This is a genomic window from Luteibacter mycovicinus (genome assembly GCF_000745235.1).
Classification (GTDB): Bacteria; Pseudomonadota; Gammaproteobacteria; order Xanthomonadales; family Rhodanobacteraceae; genus Luteibacter; species Luteibacter mycovicinus.
Window position 1 is genome coordinate 2,810,765 of the sequence record NZ_JQNL01000001.1, and the last position, 18,465, is coordinate 2,829,229.

17 protein-coding genes are annotated in these 18,465 nt (G+C 66.2%); 5 read left to right on the plus strand and 12 right to left on the minus strand.

Annotated features, from left to right (window positions below; genetic code table 11):
• Positions 1 to 5 precede the first annotated feature (5 nt).
• Together FA85_RS12270 and FA85_RS12275 are read right to left on the minus strand one after the other, a co-directional pair.
• Complete coding sequence (locus FA85_RS12270) at positions 6 to 947, minus strand: complex I NDUFA9 subunit family protein (RefSeq protein WP_036116373.1); 942 nt, start codon at positions 945 to 947, stop codon at positions 6 to 8.
• A gap of 40 nt (positions 948 to 987) precedes the next feature.
• Positions 988 to 3,090: a transglycosylase SLT domain-containing protein gene (locus tag FA85_RS12275; RefSeq protein ID WP_036116371.1), complete on the minus strand. Its 2,103-nt coding sequence runs from the start codon at positions 3,088 to 3,090 to the stop codon at positions 988 to 990.
• Positions 3,091 to 3,242: 152 nt separating this feature from the next.
• On the opposite strand from FA85_RS12275, the gene FA85_RS12280 reads away from it, so the two are divergent.
• Positions 3,243 to 4,877, plus strand: coding sequence for a glycoside hydrolase family 17 protein (locus tag FA85_RS12280; RefSeq protein WP_036116370.1), 1,635 nt, complete (start codon positions 3,243 to 3,245; stop codon positions 4,875 to 4,877).
• Here the strand turns inward: FA85_RS12280 and FA85_RS12285 are convergent, their stop codons facing one another.
• The 5 genes from FA85_RS12285 to FA85_RS12305 all read right to left on the minus strand — a co-directional run bounded on the left by FA85_RS12285 (position 4,878) and on the right by FA85_RS12305 (position 8,590).
• Positions 4,878 to 5,255, minus strand: coding sequence for a hypothetical protein (locus tag FA85_RS12285; RefSeq protein ID WP_051944050.1), 378 nt, complete (start codon positions 5,253 to 5,255; stop codon positions 4,878 to 4,880).
• Positions 5,256 to 5,267: 12 nt separating this feature from the next.
• Positions 5,268 to 6,077, minus strand: a complete 810-nt coding sequence (locus tag FA85_RS12290; RefSeq protein WP_036116368.1) for an endonuclease/exonuclease/phosphatase family protein — start codon at positions 6,075 to 6,077, stop codon at positions 5,268 to 5,270.
• A gap of 86 nt (positions 6,078 to 6,163) precedes the next feature.
• Positions 6,164 to 6,811 carry a thiol:disulfide interchange protein DsbA/DsbL gene (locus FA85_RS12295; protein WP_036116366.1) on the minus strand — a complete coding sequence of 216 codons (648 nt, stop codon included), beginning with the start codon at positions 6,809 to 6,811 and terminating at the stop codon, positions 6,164 to 6,166.
• A gap of 30 nt (positions 6,812 to 6,841) precedes the next feature.
• Positions 6,842 to 7,711 (minus strand): thiol:disulfide interchange protein DsbA/DsbL, encoded by an 870-nt coding sequence (locus FA85_RS12300; protein WP_036116364.1) that lies wholly within the window; start codon positions 7,709 to 7,711, stop codon positions 6,842 to 6,844.
• Between the two features lie 75 nt (positions 7,712 to 7,786).
• Complete coding sequence (locus FA85_RS12305; protein WP_239739899.1) at positions 7,787 to 8,590, minus strand: c-type cytochrome; 804 nt, start codon at positions 8,588 to 8,590, stop codon at positions 7,787 to 7,789.
• Positions 8,591 to 8,758: 168 nt separating this feature from the next.
• On the opposite strand from FA85_RS12305, the gene yihA reads away from it, so the two are divergent.
• Positions 8,759 to 9,403: a ribosome biogenesis GTP-binding protein YihA/YsxC gene (gene yihA, locus FA85_RS12310; protein WP_036116362.1), complete on the plus strand. Its 645-nt coding sequence runs from the start codon at positions 8,759 to 8,761 to the stop codon at positions 9,401 to 9,403.
• A 56-nt stretch (positions 9,404 to 9,459) separates the two neighbouring features.
• On the opposite strand, the gene FA85_RS12315 is transcribed toward yihA, so the two are convergent.
• Positions 9,460 to 9,948, minus strand: a complete 489-nt coding sequence (locus FA85_RS12315) for a GAF domain-containing protein (protein ID WP_036116361.1) — start codon at positions 9,946 to 9,948, stop codon at positions 9,460 to 9,462.
• Between the two features lie 79 nt (positions 9,949 to 10,027).
• On the opposite strand from FA85_RS12315, the gene bioD reads away from it, so the two are divergent.
• The 3 genes from bioD to dcp all read left to right on the plus strand — a co-directional run bounded on the left by bioD (position 10,028) and on the right by dcp (position 13,348).
• Positions 10,028 to 10,699, plus strand: coding sequence for a dethiobiotin synthase (gene bioD / locus FA85_RS12320; RefSeq protein WP_036116359.1), 672 nt, complete (start codon positions 10,028 to 10,030; stop codon positions 10,697 to 10,699).
• Between the two features lie 36 nt (positions 10,700 to 10,735).
• Positions 10,736 to 11,071: a hypothetical protein gene (locus tag FA85_RS12325; RefSeq protein ID WP_036116358.1), complete on the plus strand. Its 336-nt coding sequence runs from the start codon at positions 10,736 to 10,738 to the stop codon at positions 11,069 to 11,071.
• Between the two features lie 90 nt (positions 11,072 to 11,161).
• The gene (gene dcp, locus FA85_RS12330; RefSeq protein WP_036116356.1) at positions 11,162 to 13,348 is read left to right on the plus strand and encodes a peptidyl-dipeptidase Dcp; all 2,187 of its coding nucleotides are present in this window, start codon (positions 11,162 to 11,164) and stop codon (positions 13,346 to 13,348) included.
• A gap of 59 nt (positions 13,349 to 13,407) precedes the next feature.
• Here the strand turns inward: dcp and FA85_RS12335 are convergent, their stop codons facing one another.
• The 4 genes from FA85_RS12335 to putA all read right to left on the minus strand — a co-directional run bounded on the left by FA85_RS12335 (position 13,408) and on the right by putA (position 18,423).
• Positions 13,408 to 14,007 carry a hypothetical protein gene (locus FA85_RS12335; protein WP_036116355.1) on the minus strand — a complete coding sequence of 200 codons (600 nt, stop codon included), beginning with the start codon at positions 14,005 to 14,007 and terminating at the stop codon, positions 13,408 to 13,410.
• 113 nt (positions 14,008 to 14,120) lie between these two features.
• On the minus strand, positions 14,121 to 14,594 hold the full coding sequence (locus FA85_RS12340; protein WP_036116353.1) for a DUF2599 domain-containing protein: 474 nt from the start codon (positions 14,592 to 14,594) through the stop codon (positions 14,121 to 14,123).
• 6 nt (positions 14,595 to 14,600) lie between these two features.
• Positions 14,601 to 15,023: a DUF2599 domain-containing protein gene (locus FA85_RS12345; protein ID WP_036116351.1), complete on the minus strand. Its 423-nt coding sequence runs from the start codon at positions 15,021 to 15,023 to the stop codon at positions 14,601 to 14,603.
• A 214-nt stretch (positions 15,024 to 15,237) separates the two neighbouring features.
• On the minus strand, positions 15,238 to 18,423 hold the full coding sequence (gene putA, locus FA85_RS12350) for a bifunctional proline dehydrogenase/L-glutamate gamma-semialdehyde dehydrogenase PutA (RefSeq protein ID WP_051944048.1): 3,186 nt from the start codon (positions 18,421 to 18,423) through the stop codon (positions 15,238 to 15,240).
• Between the last annotated feature and the right edge of the window lie 42 nt (positions 18,424 to 18,465).

Consider the following 18,465-nt stretch of genomic DNA (forward strand, 5'->3'; position numbering starts at 1 on the left):
ATCGTTCAGGGCCGACGTTTGGTGCGCGCTTCATCCAGGCGGCGCTGACGAACGGGCTGGCCGAGCAGACGCGGCAACCAGGCGGAAAAGGACTGAGGCGCGATGCCCAGCTGCGCGAGGCCGTCGACCTTGCCGACGGAATCCGTACGCAGCGAGAGGAAATTATCCGGCGTGAACGGCTTGCCCGGCACGAACTGCGCGAACTCCGCCTGCAGGCGGCCGAGGCTGTCAGGCATGGGGATGACGACACGGCGGCGGCCACGCGCATCACGAATGGCACGCACGATGTCGATCAGCGTCAAGGTCTCGGGCCCGTACAGTTCGAACGTGCGCAAGGCGCCGATCGCCGGGTTGGCGACCGAGCGGGCGATGGCTTCCGCCACATCGCCTACGTAGACGGGCGCCATCTTCGCCTGCGGGCGCGGCAACGGCATCACGGGCGCGACGCGCAGCAGCTTGTCGAAGCGTGTGACGAGTCCGTCGCCCGGGCCGAAAATCGTGCTGGGCTGGTAGATGGTCCAGTCGAGCGTCGACCCCTTGACCAGGGCCTCCGCCTCACCGCGCGAACGCAGGTATCTGGACAGCCCCTGGCCGGCCTTGAGTGAACTCATCTGATGCAGACGATGGACGCCCGTGGCCTGACAGGCCTCGATGATCAGGCGGGTCAGTTCGACGTGCGCTCGCTGGAAGGTCTGACGACCGCTCTCGCTGAGGATGCCCACCAGGTTGATGACGGCATCCGCTCCCGCGATGTGCCTGCGCAGGACGGCGGGGTCGTAGACGTCGGCGCTGACCGTGGTGACCTGCCGACCCACCGCGCTATGCCGGCGGTTTTCCCGGTTGCGTGACAGCAACAGAAGCGAGTGTCCGTCGGCGGCAAGCCGGGGTACGAGCGTGCCGCCGACAAAGCCGGTGCCGCCGAGGATGACAATGCGTTGAGCGTTCATGAGTTCAGCCTAGGCCGCTTGGCGCCCGACGCCAAGCGAGTCAGCTCTGGGGTTCCTGTGGGGCCGGAGCGGAAGTCGCCTCGGCGGGCGCCGGCTGGGTGACAGCCGGCGCCGTGGGGGGTGCGGGTCTGGCGACCGAAGGCGCCGGACAGGAGACCGGTTTACGTACGGCGCCAGGGCTAGGCAGGGCATACATGCTGCCGATCCGTGTCATGCGCGACCCGATCGGCAGCGCATTACCCGTCAGCCGCCAATCGTAGATCACGGCGAAGGCCATCACGCGTGCGACATATTCGCGCGTCTCCTTGTAGGGGATGCTCGCGACGAAGAGGTCGGGGTCCAGCGAGCCACGGGCGCTCACCCACTGGTCGACCTTGTTCGGGCCGGCGTTGTAGGCGGCGCTCGCCAGCCAGGGCGCCCCGTTGTACCGGGCGGCCATCTGCGAGAGATAACGCGTGCCGAGAATGATGTTGGTCGTCGGTTCGTAGAGGCTGTCGCCGCCGCTCCACGCAAGCCCGTTACGCCTGGCGACGAGAGACGCGGTGCCGGGCAACAGCTGCATCAGCCCTCGCGCGTCGGCGCCGGAACGGGCGTCCGTCATCCATGCGCTCTCGGCGCGGATGATGGCGTAGGCCCAGGGTGCTTCGATGCCAGCCTGGCTGGCCTGTTCGACCACACCATCCTGGCGTGCCAGCGGGAAGCGCTGTTCGTACAAGCGCAGGGCCTCGCCCGACGACAGGCCGAAGACGCCACGGTCATACCAGCCTTTGCGGAAGGCGAGGTCGGCGGCGAGCCGTTGGGTGTCGGCGTCCCGCCCTGCCAGCGCGGCCGTCCATTCACGACGTGCGTACTTCTGCAGGCCGACCGAGTAGAGCTCGAAAGCGCGGTCGACGCCGGGCTCCGTCAACAACGCGGCCTCACGACGCTCATCGGTGGCCATCGTCGCGGGGCAGATGGCATACGAGGCATCGATCCGGTCGGCGGCCAGGAATCCGAAGTACGTCGCCTCCTGTGCGACGTTCTGGTAGATGGCCTTCGCCTCGCCCTGGCGTCCGAGCTTTGCGAGCACCAGCGCACGGAAATAACGCCATTCGCCGTCGTCTTTCTGCGCAGGCGCGAGCGCGTCGATGGCGGCGAGTGCCGCCGGCCAGTCCTGTCGGGCCAATGCGACGCGCACGCGCCACTCGCGCGTCGCGTCGGTCTGCGCACCCGGCGGCAGCGCGACCAGGCGATCGAGCGCCGACTCGTCGAAATCGGTCGCGTGGAAGAGGGCGAGGGCGTTGAGAACGGCGCCCTTCTGCTGCTCGCTCAGTGAGAAGCGCGGCGCCAGCGAGGTCCATGCGCTGTCGGCCACGGTCGACTGCTTGCGGGCCATGCGCTGCAGGGCGAGCGTCACGGCCTGACGATGGCGCGGCGTATCCGGCCAGGTGGCCGCGTCACGCAGCGCACTGGTCGGGTCGTTGAGGGCCTGCGCGATGCGCTGGCCCGCAGCGGCATCTTCGGGCGGAAGCCAGGCGGCGAGTCCGGCCACCGTGCCGCCCTTGCCCGCATCGGCGGCGGTCTGGATCCGCGTCCACAGGCGATCGGGCGTCAGCAGGCCCTGGTCATGCGCGGCGCTCAGCACCGGATCGCATGCGTTCGGCAGGCTGGCCTTCTTCCACAGGTCGGCCAGGTCGGTCTCGAAGACGAGCGGCTGGCCGCGCGACAGCTTGGCCTGCAGGGCGAAACAACTCAGTCCGTCCCCGAGACCGGGCTGGTACATCGCGGTGAAAGTCACCCAGTCCTTACGGCGCGCCAGCTCGTTGAGGAAGTCGCGGCGCAGGTCGGCGGCAGGGATGAGGCCGGGGTTGGCGGCGAGGTAGGCATCGACGCGGGCGCGATCGAGCGTCCGCAGATCATGCTCCAGCGACGCGGCTTCCAGGTACGGGAAAAGCACGTAGTGTTCGAGTCCGGTGGCCTGGGCGCGCCATGCATCGCCGCCCTGCTGGGCCGTTGCGTAGGCCTGGCGGAAGCGCGTGCGCTCCGTGTCGGAACCTTCCGCCGAGGCCCGGAGGCTACCGGCGAGGCCGCAGGCGGCAATGGCGAGGCCGGCCAGGAGGCGAATGGAGCGGGCGGCGCGTCGCGTTGCCGGGGCGGAGACCATCGGGATTCCTTCACGTGTACGTACCGCATCATTGTAAGGGAAGCGTGTGCGCAGGCTTGATGAACGCAGCCAATGCAGCGGCAATCGCCCTCGCGGGCCCGGCCCGTTAAGCTTGTCCGGCTTCCCCCTTTACGCTCTCGAACTGGAACGGCATGCCGCCCCATCTTCCTTACGCGCGATTCGCGCGACCGCTCGCATGGCTCGTGCTCGTTGCCGCCGCCGTCTTCGGCGCTGGCTACTGGTTTGTGCTGGGCCGCCCGATCGCCCTGCCGGATTCGCCGACGGCGAAGATCGCCTGCGTGTCCTACGCGCCCTTCCGGCTCAAGGGCGAGACGCCGTTCGACCTCAACGCGTTTATCCCGCCCGAGCGGATCGATGCCGACCTTAAGGCGCTGTCCACGCGTTTCGACTGCGTGCGCACGTATTCCATGGGGCAGGGACTGGGCGCCGTGCCTGACATCGCCGGCCGATACCACATGAAGGTGTTGATGGGCATCTGGCTGGGGCGCGACCCCGTCGCCAACGAGCGCGAGATCAAGCTGGGCATCGAGGCCGCGCGTCGGGATCACGACAGTCTGCGGGGCATCGTCGTCGGTAACGAGGTGCTTCTCCGGGGCGAGTTGTCGGAAAAGGCGCTCGCGGCCTACATCGCCCGCGTCAACGAAGCGACCGACGTACCAGTCACCTACGCTGACGTGTGGGAGTTCTGGCAGAAGCACCCGGCACTGGCCAAGGTCACGGACTACCTCACGATTCACATTCTCCCCTACTGGGAAGACGAGCCCGTCGCTCCGGAAGACGCCGTGCGCCATGTGGCCGACGTCTACCAGAAGATGAAGGGCGAGTTCCCGGGCAAGCAGATCATGATCGGCGAGACAGGCTGGCCCAGCCAGGGCCGTACGCGCCGGCACGCGAGTGCGAGCCTGGTCAACGAGGCGCGCTACATGCGCGAGTTCCTCAACTACGCCGCCACGGTCGACATGCCCTACAACGTGATCGAGGCCTTCGATCAGCCGTGGAAGCGCGACCTGGAAGGCACGGTCGGCGGCTACTGGGGCATCTTCGACGTGGATGCGAAGCCGAAGTTCGCGATGCAGGGCCCGATCGTCGAAGAGCCGCGCTGGACCTGGGCACTCGGCATCGGCGGCGTGGGTGCGCTGCTGTTCCTGCTTGCGGGCGCCGTTCGCCGTCGCTGGCACGGCGCGTCGGGCTGGGTGTCGCTGGCGCTCGCCGGTTTTGCCTCGGGCACGGCGTTGGCGGCGCACGCGCGGCTCCTGTCCTTCGCCGCGCGCGACAACGTCGAATGGGCTACCGGCATCATCATCGGAGTCGTCGCACTGGCGACGGCGCTGTCGCTGGGGCGTGCGATCGCCGCGCGTCTGGCATCGCCGATCGATCTGGCGGCGGTCGCACCGCGTCCGGTCGAGCGCCGTCGCCTGGGTATCGCGTGGTCGGACGCGTTTACACCGCAGCGCTTCTTCTGGATGTTCGTACTGACCCTGTACGGGATTCTGCAGGTCTTCAACGGTCGCTATCGCGATTTCCCGATCGGCCTGTTCGCGCTGCCTTGCATCGGGTTCTTCCTGCTGGGGCTGCTGCGCACGCGCGAGGACAGCCTGATGCCGCTGGTCGAGGAGCGCTTGATGGCGGTGTGGATTCCGCTGCTGGGTATCGCGGTCGTCGTCGAGGAAACCGGTGTCAACGCGGTCTCCTGGGGTTGGCTGCTGCTCAATCTGGCGCTGGCGTGGCCGGTGCTGACGGCCTGGCGGCGGGCACGGCGGCTTTAGTCAGGCCGCCGCGGGCTCCGCTCCACCGAACTGCGCACGTACCAGTCGCAGCGAGCCGATCAGCAGCGCCACCGCGCCGCCCTCGTAGCAATACAGCTGCAGCGCGATCACGCCCAGCGACGCCGCCAGCACCGCCGACACGGTGCTACGCCAGAACAGCGCCACCAGCGCCATCAGCACCGCCGCGTATCCGTAGGCGTAGGTCAGGAAGCCCTGCACGATGAGGTTGCGCGTGCCGCACCACCACGGACCGCCCGCGCCGTCGCAGGCATGCGCCGCATCGGCCGGCTCGATAAAGCCGTAACGCAGCACGGTGGCGGCGAACGCGACGATAATGATGACGGCCCAGGGCAGGGCGGCGCGCAGGCTCGATTTCATGGACGACTTACCTCAGGGGGTGGCGGCGCCAGCGGCTTCGGCTAGCGCGAGCGGCAGGCGAATTTCGGCGGCGAGCGGCAGATGATCGGAGAACGCCCGCGGCAATGTCCACGTGCGCTCGAGCTTGATGTCGGCCGACGTGAGGATGTGGTCGAGCGCACGGCGCGGTTTCCAGCTGGGAAACGTCGGTGTGCTGATCGTCGGCATCTGCAGGGCGGTCTTCTCGAACAGGCGCTGCATCTCGGGTGAGGTGGGCTCGGTGTTGAGGTCGCCCATCAGTACCGCATGCGGATAGGGCGCGAGCAATTCCGCGATGAAACCCAGCTGTCCCATGCGTGCCGCGGCGCCCAGAGACAGGTGGGCGATGACCACCACCAGAGCATCGGCCCCCGTGCCGAAACGCACGAACAGCGCGCCCCGGCCCTTGATGCGGCCGGGCAGCGGATAGTCGATGACTTCGGTGGGCTCGATGCGGCTGAGCAGGCCGTTGGCGGAATGCGCGACGCGCGCCATCGGCCGGTTCGGCTGATGGCTCCAGAAGGGCATGCCGGCGGCTTCCGCGATGTAACGGGTCTGGTTGAGGAAGCCGGAGCGCAGGCTGCCAGCATCGGCTTCCTGCAAGCCGACCACATCGAATTCGTGAAGGAGCTCGGCGAGCGAGTCCAGGTTTGCCAGCTTCGAGCGGCCCGGAAGGACCGCGTTCACGCTGCGCGTGACGTAGTCCGTGTACCGCTGGACGCTCGCGCCGGCGAGGATGTTGCAGCTCAGAAGGCGCAGGGTGCGCTCCGGAGCGAGGATGGATGGCGGCGTGAAGCGGGTCATGTGAGGGGCTTTGTCGGGTCTCGTCTGGCGATAACGCCAGAGAATGCCCTCCGTCGTGTGAACGGAGGGCAGGCGATCGTCAGGGCTTACTTGCCGCCCTTCAGTTCCTTGTCGACCAGGTAACTGACGACGCCGTTGAGCTCGTCGAAGTCCTTGATCTGCGCGCTGCGGTACTTGCCGTCGACCACGACCGTGGGCGTGCCGTCGATGCCCCAGTTCTGAATCAGCTTGCCGTCGGCGAGGATCCGCTGACGGATGGCATCGTCCTTGGTCGCCAGCTGCAGGAACCTGGCCTTGTCGACACCGTAGTTCTTCGCGTACCAGTCGGCCAGCTCGTCGATCGTGGCGATCGGGTAGTGATCGGTGTGGATCGCCTTGAACAGTGCGGCATGGGCCTTCTCGGCCACGCCAAGCTGTTTGGCCGCGTAGTAAGCCTGCGCGTACGGCAGCCATGCATCGTTGAATGCCGCCGGAATGACGCGGAACGTCACGCCCTTGGGCAACTTCTTCTGCAGGGTCTCCGCGTACGGCTCGTAGTGGGCGCAATGGATGCAGCCGTACGAGAACACCTCGACCACTTCCACCTTGCCGTCCTTCGGATCGAGGCGCTGCGGGGTGGTGGTGGCCACGTACTGCTGACCTTCGGTATAGGGGGGCGCACCTTCGGCCGGCTTGGCGCTGCACGCGGCGGTGAGCGCGAGGCCGACGAAAAGGAGCGAGAGACGCTTGAACATGGATATCTCCGTGAGAGGTCGAGAACGCGGTTACTTACCCGCGGCTTCCTTGCTGATGAGCCATTGTGCGAGCTCTATCGCCTGGGGATAGCCACCGGCCGTGATCGCCGTGAAGCGGTACTTGCCGTTCACTACGATGGTCGGCGTGCTATCGACCTCGTAGGCACGGATCAGTTCATCCGCCCGCTTCATCTTGGTGTTGATCGTGAAGGAGTTGGCCGTAGCCACGAACTCTTCCGGCTTGACGCCGTACTTCGCGTAAAACTTTGCGACGTCGTCGATGGTCGGCCATGCCGACTGCGGCTTCGGCTTGTTGGTCTGCTGATCCATGATGCCCAGCTCGCCGCTCTTGAAGACGGCGTCGAACATGGCGTCGTGGCTCTGCTTGTCGACGCCGAAGGCCTGCGCGGTGAGATAGGCGCGCTGCAGCAGCGGCCAGTTCTCATCCGGGCGGAACGAGGCGGGCGTGAAGGTCATGACCGTGCCGCGCGGCAGGTCCTTGACCAGCTGGTCGACGATGCCGTGGAACTGGAAGCAGGCCGGGCAGCCGTACGAAAACACCTCGGTCACTTCGATCTTGCCCGGGGTGCTGGTGGGCTGCGACGGATCGATGCGGAAGTAGTGCTTACCTTCGACCCACTTGCCGTCGTCGACGAAGGGCTTGGCCGGCGGGCGCTTGTCGTCGGCGTCGCTGGGCGCGGCGACCGGGGCGGCCGAAGCGGTGGCATCCGTGGCGGCTGGCGCGCTGGCGGTGGACGGCGCGGCCGGCGCGGCGGCCGGAGCCGGCGCGGCGGTGGAAGCGGCGGCGGGTGGCGGCGTGGTGGCCGCATCGTTGTTGCCGGAGCTGCAGGCCGCGAGGCCGATCAGGGCGGCGCAGAGGAGGGGAAGGCGCATACGCATCAGGGTTCCTTTTCTTACCTTCTTAAACGAGAACGGGCCCGAAGGGGCCCGTTCGATCTTCCAACTTTAACGCCATCAGGGCGTCGCGGGTGCGGCCTGCGTCGCCTCGTTCGTGTGCAGACCCTCGATATAGCTGGCGACGGCGGCGATATCCTTGTCGTCGAGCTTCTGCGCGATGGTCACCATGATCTTCGTGTGCGGGTCGTCGTTGGGCGTGCCGCCCTCGTGCCAGGCCTTGAGCCGCGACTCAACGTACTTCGCGTGCTGACTGGTCAGCTGCGGGTAGCGCGCGCCCGGGTTGCCGCCGCCGTCCGGCCCATGGCAGGCCATGCAGGCGGGAATGCCGCGATCGACATCGCCCTGGCGATAGAGCTTCTGGCCCTGATCGACATAGGCCTGATCGGCCACGCCCGGCAGCGACGCCTTGGTGGCGAAGTAGGCGCCGATGTCGTGCATGTCCTGTTCGCTCAGTGGCGCGGCAAAGCCAGCCATGATCGGATTGGAACGCTTGCCCGACTTGAAGTCGGCCAGTTGCGCGGCGATGTACTGCTCGCTTTGTCCGGCCAGACGCGGGTACTGCGGATCGGTGGAGTTGCCGTCGAGGCCGTGGCAGGCGCCGCAGGCAGCGGCCTTGCCCTGACCGGCGGTGGCGTCACCGGGCTTGATCGCGGCGGTGGTGCCGCCGACGGGCGCGGTGCTGGTTTCGGTCTTCGGCATCCCCGGTGTCGCCGGGTCGGTCGCCGGATTCGCGCCCGGTTTCGCGGCGGTGCCTGCCGCTGCCGGGGCGGTGCCTGCCCTGGCGGGTGCCGCGGTCTGAGCCGTGGCGAGATTCATGACGAGCATCGCGGTAATGGCAGCGGCGGCGTGCCGAAACTTCATAGCTATCTCCAGGAGGGATGCTTCCGAGTCGGGCGAACTCCCCAGCGCGCCGCGATCAAAAGATTATGGGGGGCGGGAGAGAGCCCGGTCAAACCGGTGCGGCGCGCGGCTCCGCGCGGTATCGCATACACTGCCGGACTGTCGTATACGCTCCCCGGCCCGCCGAACATGTCTTCGAACCCCCTCAACAGCGCCCGCTTCGTCCTGGCCGCGAATGAAATCACCCAGCTGCCCTATGACCAGGGCGCCGAAGTGGCGTTCGCCGGTCGCTCCAACGCCGGCAAATCGAGCGCCCTCAACGCGCTGACCGGGCACAACGGCCTGGCCCGCACGTCGAAGACGCCGGGGCGCACGCAGCTGATGGTGGTGTTCGACCTGGCGCCACTGAAGATCGAGGGCGAGTCGCCGGTGGACGCGCGCCTGGTCGACCTTCCCGGATACGGCTACGCCAAGGTGCCCGAAGCCATGCGCAAGCACTGGCGTGGCGAGATCGACGCCTACCTGAAGATGCGCCGGAGCCTGCGCGGCATCGTGCTGATCGTGGACATTCGCCATGAGCTGAAGGACTTCGACCGCACCATGATCGAGTTCTGCGCGGCCACCGACCTGCCGTGCCACGTGCTGATGACCAAGGCCGACAAGCTGTCGCGCGGCCAGGCGTCAGCCGCTCTGGAAACGCTGCGCAAGGATTTCCGCAAGAACAACGTGCCGGGGACCGTGCAGATGTTCTCGTCGCTGGCCAAGACCGGTATCGAGGAAGCGCGGGCGCGGGTGATGGAGTTGCTGGCTACGCCGCGACCGCACGAACTATAAAAAACATCGCGCGGGCGCGCTCCTACAGGTAGGAGCGCGCCCGCGCGATCAAGGTATCAGGCGACGGTAACCATAAAAGCCTCGCACAGCGCCTCCATCCCGCGACGATCCTCGTCATCGAAGCGCGCCACCGACGGGCTATCCACGTCCCACACGCCGAACAGGCTGCCGTCGGCCTTGACCAGCGGCACCACGATCTCCGAATTCGATGCGGCATCGCAGGCGATGTGGCCGTCGAAGTCGTGCACGTCACGGATGACCTGGGTTTGCCGCGTCTGCGCGGCCGTCCCGCACACGCCGCGACCCAGCGCGATGCGGATGCAGGCGGGCTTGCCCTGGAACGGGCCGACGACCAGCTCGGTGCCATCGAACAGATAGAACCCGGCCCAGTTGAGATCGGGTACGGCGTCGTAGATCAGTGCGGCGAAGTTGGCGGCATTGGCGATCGTATTCGTCTCGCCGTGCATCAGCCCCTTCGCCTGCTGCAGCAGCTCGGCGTAGAGGGTGGCCTTGTCGTCGGTGGCGAGCGCCTTGGCTTCAAACATGGCGATATATCCAGGGGATTCGTGATCGGAAGAAGACGTGTATGGTGCCACGACCCTGTCCCCGCAAGGCCGTCACAGCATGTCGCGACACCTCTTCGTCGCCGGTACCGACACCGGCATCGGCAAGACGCACGGAGCCCAGACTCTGGTTCATGCCTTTCGTCAGGCGGGCGAGCGCGTCGCCGGCATGAAGCCGGTGGCCAGCGGCTCGGCGCGAAGCCGGGAGGGCCTGCGTAATCAGGACGCGCTCGATCTGATCGGCGCCAGCGCGCCCCCGCCCCCGTATGCGCTGGTCAACCCGCTCGCCTACGAGGAGGCCGTGGCCCCTCATCTGGCTGCCCTGCGCAGCGGACGACCCGTCACCTGGCCGCCGCTGGACGCGGCCTTTCAGTCCCTGGCCGCCGACTACGAGCGTGTGGTGGTCGAAGGCGTCGGCGGCTGGCTGGTGCCACTGGGGGACGGCATCTCGGCCGAGGACATTCCCCGTCGCTGGGACCTGCCGGTCGTGATGGTGGTCGGTGTCCGCCTTGGCTGCATCAGTCATGCCCGTCTCACCGCACGGGCGATCGAGGCCGACGGCTGTCGCTTCGCCGGCTGGATCGCCAACATCATCGAGCCGACGATGCCGCTGCTGGAAGAAAACATCGCAACGCTCCGGGCGAGCCTGGCCGCCCCCTGTCTGGGCGTGCTGCCTTACCGCGTGGCCCCACCCGATGCGGCCATGTTTCTCGATCTCTCCCCGCTGGGCTGACGGCGGCTTCACGCGCGCGGCCGTAACTAGGACGTCATGACCACGTACTTTCTTTCGATCAAAGACATGAGCCGGGCGAAAGGTCCGGACCCGGAGCTTTCGTTCGAGGGCATCGGCCCGGACAAGCTCGCCACGGACATCGCCGACGCCATGCGCGGCGATGGCTTGTTCCAGCGCTGGCGCGCCAGGCAGCCCGAGCCGGATGAGGTCGATCCCAGCCTGGGCGTGACCGACGGCACCGCTTCGGCAAAAGGTGAGCTGTCCAACGACCGCACCGACATTCAGCTGACGACATCGCTGCCCATGCGGATCGTCAAGCATCGTCTGAATCTTCTCATCGGCTCCAGCTGGGAGCTGCGCGACACCCGGTGAAAACCCTTGCCCTGACTGATGGCGGTTGTCCCCGCCGGGCTTACGCCGCTAGAGTCGGCGCTTTGCTCACCGCCAGGGGACAACCTACCCATGCTGAAGGTCCGTAGCCTCGTGATCGCCACTTCGATCGCTCTCACCGCCGCCTGCTCGTCGTCGAACGACGCCGATAAGGCCACCGCCCCGGCACCCGCCGGCACGGCTCCCGCCCATGCGGCTACGACCGCCGCCGCCCCGGCCGCGCACGAGAACCCGCTGCTGGTCGCCAGCACGCTGCCGTTCCAGGCGCCGCCCTTCGACAAGATCGCCGACGGCGACTTCCAGCCGGCTATTGAAGAAGGCATGAAGCAGCAGATCGCCGAGATCGAGGCGATCGCCAATTCGGCCGACGAGCCGACCTTCGACAACACCATCGTCGCAATGGAAAAGTCCGGCGTGCTGCTCAAGCGCGCGCAGAGCGTCTTCAACGCGCTCACCGGCGCGAACACGAACGACACGCTGCAGAAGGTCGACGAAGAAGAGTCGCCCAAACTCGCCGCGCACAGCGATGCCATCTACCTCAACGACAAGCTGTTCAAGCGCGTCGAGGCGCTCTACGAGAAGCGCGATTCGCTCAAACTCGATCCGGAATCGGCACGTCTGCTCGAGGTCACTTACAAGGACTTCGTGCATGAAGGCGCGAAGCTCTCCGAAGCCGACAAAACCAGGCTGAAAGAGCTCAACAAGGAAGAGTCGACCCTCAGCACGAAATTCACCAACATGCTGCTCGCCGATACCAAGGCTGGCGCGCTGGTGGTCGATGACAAGAAAGCACTCGATGGCATGTCCGACGGCGACATCGCCGCCGCCGCCGATGCCGCCAAAGATCGCAAGCTCGACGGCAAGTACGTGGTCGCGCTGCAGAACACCACGCAGCAGCCCGCCCTGCAGGGCCTGAACGATCGCGCCACTCGTGAGAAGCTGTTCAAGGCCTCGTGGGAGCGCGCTGAGCACGGCGACGCCAACGACACGCGCGAGACCATCACGCGCATTGCGCAGTTGCGCGCCGAACGCGCCAAGCTTCTTGGGTTCCCCAATTACGCCGCATGGAAACTCGACGACCAGATGGCGAAGACGCCCGAGGCCGCCGAGAAGTTCATGGAGCGCCTGGTGCCTGCGGCGGTCGCCCGCGCGAAGAGCGAGTCGAAGGACATCCAGGATGTGATCGACAAGGAAAAGGGTGGCTTCCAGGTCCAGGCATGGGACTGGGACCATTACGCCGAGAAGGTCCGCAAGGCCAAGTACGATCTCGACGAAGCGCAGGTCAAGCCGTATTTCGAACTCGACAACGTGCTGCAGAACGGCGTGTTCTACGCCGCTAACCAGCTCTACGGGATCACGTTCAAAGAGCGCAAGGACATCCCGACCTGGCAGCCCGACATGCGCGTGTTCGAGGTGTTCGACAAGGACGGCACCTCGATGGCGCTGTTCTACGTCGATTACTTCAAGCGCGACAACAAGAACGGCGGCGCGTGGATGAGCAATCTCGTCGACCAGTCCAAGCTGTTCGGCAACAAGCCGGTGGTCTATAACGTCGCCAACTTCAGCAAGCCCGCCCCGGGCCAGCCGGCGCTGATCTCGTTCGACGACGTCACCACCATGTTCCACGAGTTCGGTCACGCGCTGCACGGCATGTTCGCCGACTCGCAGTACCCGTCGCTTTCGGGCGCGAATACCGCGCGCGACTTCGTCGAGTTCCCGTCGCAGTTCAACGAACAGTGGGCGTCCGACCCGAAGGTTTTCGCCAACTACGCCAAGCACTACCAGACCGGCGCGCCCATGCCTGCCGAGCTGGTCGAAAAGATCAAGAAGGCCTCGAGCTTCAATCAGGGCTACGCGATGAGCGAGCTGATCTCGGCGGCGCTGCTCGATATGCAGTGGCACATGCTGCCGGCCAGCGACAAGAAGCAGGACGTCGACCAGTTCGAAGCCGATGCGCTGAAAAAGGCCGGCTTTACGCTGGCGCAGGTGCCGCCGCGTTACCGCTCCAGCTACTTCCAGCATATCTGGGGTAACGGTTATGCCGCCGGTTACTACGCGTACCTGTGGACGCAGATGCTCGACTCGGATGCCTTCGAGTGGTTCAAGGAGCACGGCGGCCTGACCCGCGAAAACGGCCAGATCTTCCGCGACAAGATCCTGTCGAAGGGCAACACGGAAGAACTCGGCAAGCTCTACCGTGACTTCCGCGGCAAGGAGCCGAGCATCGAGCCGATGCTGAAGGATCGCGGTCTCAAATAAGCATTTTTAAAATGCCTGATCGACGGCCTCCGCAAGGAGGCCGTCTTCGTTTGAGTGCCTCACGGGATCAGTTCGATTCGCTCGATGCCCATGGCCATGCCGCGCCAGACGATGCCCTGGATCTCGTGCAGATTCTGGGCAGCCAGCTTATCCATCCGTTCGATGCACCCATTGCCGCTCTTTTCATAGTGCGCCGCGTACAGACGCGCGAACGTCGTATGACGCAGAAACGTGATGGTCGCTTCATGGGTCGACGGCGGCTGCAGGACGCTGACGCATACCTTCCGGTAACTGGCATCGAACAATACGAGGCACTCGTTCTTCGACCCGCGTCGTGCCGTCAACACGACGCGACTTTCGTCGTCGTCTTCGAGAACGCCGATCAAGGCGTCCTTTTCGACAGGAAGTATCCACGCTCCGGGGATGCGAAATGGCACATCGGCCGGCAACTGTCCTTCATCGAGATGGGCAAACGACAGCACCTGACGCTCACTGGCTTGTTCATTGCCCTGCGGCAAGCTCAGATGCATGAGTTCCTTGTGCGAGCGTATATGTTGCAGCGGCGTCAGGTGTCCCTTTGGTGAGGGCGCCCGCATGGTGATCGTGCGGGCATGGCCGCGGTCTTGCTGGATCAGGCAATCGGTACCGGGCGACGTCATGTCGCTGTCCTCCTCTGGGGGATGGACGTCGGGTACCGGCCGACGCGAAGTATGGCAACTCTTGCATCACGCCGTAGCACTGCGCAATAGGCCGTGAGGCGTAGCGCGGCGGATCAGGTTTTGGGTGCGGGATCGGGATCGTACACCGACGGGTTGCATTGCTCCTGCTCGGTCTTCCTGCGCCCTACATAGGGTCGCGTCGGTTCGATGTTGTAGGTCGGCTTGTCGGGATAGAGCCGGACGTGGCACTCCAGCTGGTCGAGCAAGCCCCTGGTGTTATGCCCCATATCCCAGAGAGGGTTTCCCGAAAACTTGCTGAGGACCTCGTCGTCGAAAACGTCGACATACGTCGGATCCCGGTTTCGCGCCTGGCGCCCACATGCCGTCGGCGTGATATGCAGGATCGGGCCGTATTCGTCGATGGTCCACTCGCCCTTTTCGACAAAAGGGGGCGGGCAGTCGGAGGGCGGAGCCTTGACGGCGCGCGATGACGTTATCTCCCGTGGGTCCGGTGTGGAAGCGCAGGCGGTCACCACACCGCAGGCGAGCGTGATGAAGGCGGTGAGATGGCACGTTCTCGTCTTCATGTCGGTTCAGCTCTTTGCCGGCGGATCGGGGTCGGCGACTTTCGGTTTACACCGCGACGTTATGGTCCGGGCTTCGCCGACGTAAGGCAGGCTGGGCTCGATCTCGAACGTGACATCCTGACGAAAGAGCGCGAAGTGGCAGCGAACCTGGTCGCGCAGTCCTTGCGGGTTGTACCAGAGCGGATTGCCGCTGAAGCGCTTGACCACCTCGACATACACGGAGGCCAGATCGTAGCCATCCGCCAGACGTCCGCAGAGTGTCGTGTGCAGTGTCAGGATGGGTCCATAAGGCCCCACGCTCCACTGCCCGTCCGAAATGAAAGGCGCCGGACAAAGCTCGCTCTTTGCGCGCCCGGGTGCCGCGTGGCTTGCAACGGAGCACACCAGCATCAGCACAGCGACGATACGCGCCCACATCCTGTGGTTCATCGGTGGTTCCCTCGCGGCACGATGGGTCAGCGACGTCGTGTCCTGACATGCTTCAGCCTAGGACTGGCGTGTCCGGGCTGCAACGGGCCGGGCATTTGATCTTCCACCGTCGCGTAAAAGAGTTGCCGGCGAGTTGCCGGAATTGCGCGCAGAAAAAAGCCGCGCCCTCGCAGGGGCGCGGCTTCGAATGGCCAGCGCTGACGCAGGCCGGCGATTACTCGCCGATCGTCAGCAACGACGCATTGCCACCGGCGGCGGTGGTGTTGACCGTGAGCGTCCGTTCGCCGGCAAAGCGCAGCAGGTAGTGCGGGCCACCCGCCTTGGGGCCGGTGCCGGACAGGCCTTCGCCGCCGAACGGCTGCACGCCGACCACCGCACCGATCTGGTTACGGTTGACGTAGCAGTTGCCGACGCGCGCGTGGCTGGAGATGTAATCGATGGTGTCGTCGATGCGGCTGTGGATACCCAGCGTCAGGCCGAAGCCCGTCGCGTTGATCTGGTCGACGACCTTCTCCAGGTCGGCGCCCTTCCAGCGGATGACGTGCAGCACCGGGCCGAACACTTCGCGCGTGAGCACGTCCAGCGACGGGATCTCGTAGGCGCGCGGCGCGAAGAACGTGCCGTGCGTCGTGGCTTCCGGCAGGGCGACTTCGCCGATCTTCTTCGCTTCGCGATCCATGCGCGCGGCGTGGTCGACGAGGATCTGGCGCGCGTCTTCGTCGATGACCGGGCCGACGTCGGTCGAGAGCAGTCCGGGGTTGCCGACTTTCAGCTCGGCCATGGCACCGGCGAGCATGTCGATCACCTTGTCGGCGATGTCTTCCTGCACGAACAGTACGCGCGCGGCGGAGCAACGCTGGCCGGCCGACTGGAACGCCGAGTTGATCACGTCCTTGACGATCTGCTCGGGCAGCGCGGACGAGTCGGCGATCATCGCGTTCTGGCCGCCGGTCTCGGCGATCAGCGCGGCGATCGGCGCATTCCGCGCGGCCAGCGCACGGTTGATCGCCCAGGCGGTGTCGGTCGAGCCGGTGAAGGCGACGCCGGCGACGCGCGGGTCGCGGGTGAGGGCGGCACCGACCGTGGCACCGTCGCCCGGCAGGTACTGCAGCACGTCGGCCGGCACACCCGCGGCGTGCAGCAGCTTCACGGCGGCGTAGCCGATCAGCGAGGTCTGCTCGGCGGGCTTGGCGACGACCGCGTTACCGGCGGCGAGCGCGGCGGCCACCTGACCGAGGAAGATCGCCAGCGGGAAGTTCCACGGGCTGATGCAGACGAAGACGCCGCGGCCATTGAGGAACAGCTGGTTGCTCTCACCGGTGGGGCCCGGCAGCTGCTCGGGCTGGCCGAACAGGCGACGCGCCATCGTGGCGTAGTAGCGCAGGAAGTCGGCGGCTTCGCGGATTTCGGCGATGGCGTCGGGCAGGCTCTTGCCGGCTTCGCGCACGCACAGCGCGATGAACTCCGCGCGGTTGTGCTCGAGCTGCTCGGCGGCGTGCTCGAGGATCGCGGCGCGGCTCGCGGCCGGCAGGCGGTCCCAGCCCGGCTGCGCCTTCACACCGGCGGCGAGCGCCTTGTCGACCAGCGCCGGATCGGCGTTCTCGACCGTGCCGACGATGCGGCGACGATCGGACGGATCCGTCACTTCGGTCTTCACACCAGCGGTGCTGCCACCGGCGACCAGCGGCGCGGCCGTCCACGGACCGCTGTGGCGGTTGACGGCGTCGGCGAGCTCGTTGAGCTCGTTGTCGTTAGCGAAGTTCATGCCCATGGAGTTCTTCCGAAGTTCGCCGTAGAGATTGACCGGCAGGGGAATGCGGGGGTGGGGAATGGAGGTGAAGGCGCGCACCGTTTCGCACGGGTCGGCGACCAGGTCGCGCACCGGCACGCTTTCGTCGACCACGCGGTTGACGAAGCTGGTGTTGGCGCCGTTCTCGAGCAGGCGGCGGACCAGGTAAGGCAGCAGGTCTTCGTGGCTGCCCACCGGCGCGTACACGCGGCAGGGCACGTTGAGCTTGTCCTTGCCGATCACTTCCGCGTAGAGGTCCGCGCCCATGCCGTGCAGGCGCTGGTTTTCGTACGGACGGCCCCTGGCGATGTGATGGATCGCGGCGATGGTGTGCGCGTTGTGCGTGGCGAACTGCGGATACACCGCGTCGCTGCCGGCGGCGAACAGACGATGCGCGCAGGCCAGGTACGAGACGTCGGTGTTGGGCTTGCGCGTGTACACCGGATAGCCCGACAGGCCGTTTTCCTGCGAACGCTTGATCTCGGCGTCCCAGTAGGCGCCCTTGACCAGTCGTACGAACCAGCGGCGACCGGTGGTACGAGCCTTCTCGGTCACCCAGTCGATCACGAACGGCGCGCGCTTCTGGTACGCCTGGATGACGATGCCCAGGCCGTTCCAGCCCTGCAGTGACGGATGCTCGAAGACGTCGCCGATGATGTCGAGCGAGAGCTCGAGGCGATCGGTTTCTTCGGCGTCGACGGACAGCGCGATGCCGTTCCTGAAGGCCAGCTGCGAGAGTTCGAGCAGCTTGGCGCCGAGTTCGGCACGGGCGCGGGCGCGGTTGGCCACTTCGTAGCGCGGATGCAGCGCCGACAGCTTGACCGAGATCGACGGCGCTTCGAGGTTGCTGGTGAACGGACCACGGCCACCGAGCGCGTTGATCGCGTCGCGGTAATCCTGCTGGTAACGCTCAGCCGTGGCCTGGGTCAGCGCCGACTCGCCGAGCATGTCGTACGAATAGCGGTAGACCGCGTGCTCTTTTTCGGCGGAACGGTCCAGCGCTTCCTTGATGGTGCGACCCATCACGAACTGGTGGCCCATGATCCGCATGGCCTGACGCACGGCGAGGCGCACTACCGGTTCACCGGCGCGGCCGACCAGGCGGCGCAGCGCGGAGGTGAAGTCGTGGCGGGTTTCTTCCGCCAGGTTGACCAGGTGGCCGGTGAGCATCAGGCCCCAGGTCGAGGCGTTGACGAACACCGACTCGCTCTGGCCCAGGTGTTTCTTCCAGTCCGCATCGCCCAGCTTGTCGCGGATGAGCTTGTCCGCCGTGGCCTTGTCGGGGATGCGCAGCAGCGCTTCGGCCACGCACATCAGCAGGACCCCCTCTTCCGAGGACAGGTCGTACTGGCGCATGAAGGATTCGACGGCGCTCTGGTCCTTGGCGCGGGCGCGAACCCGGGTCACCAGGCCGGCGGCCACGTCGATGACGTGCTCACGCTCGGTCGGGGGCAATGTGGCCTGGGCAAGCAGGTCGTTCACGGCCTCGGTTTCGTCGCGCAACCAGGCGGACGTGATACGCGCGCGTGCCGGCTCGGCGCCGGTCGGGAGTTCGGGACGGAGGATCTGTGGGTTCACTTGGGGTGGGTCGGGACGGGGGAGACCGCGCATTGTATGGGACGCAGGGCCTGCATGTGTGTTGCTTTGCGGGAT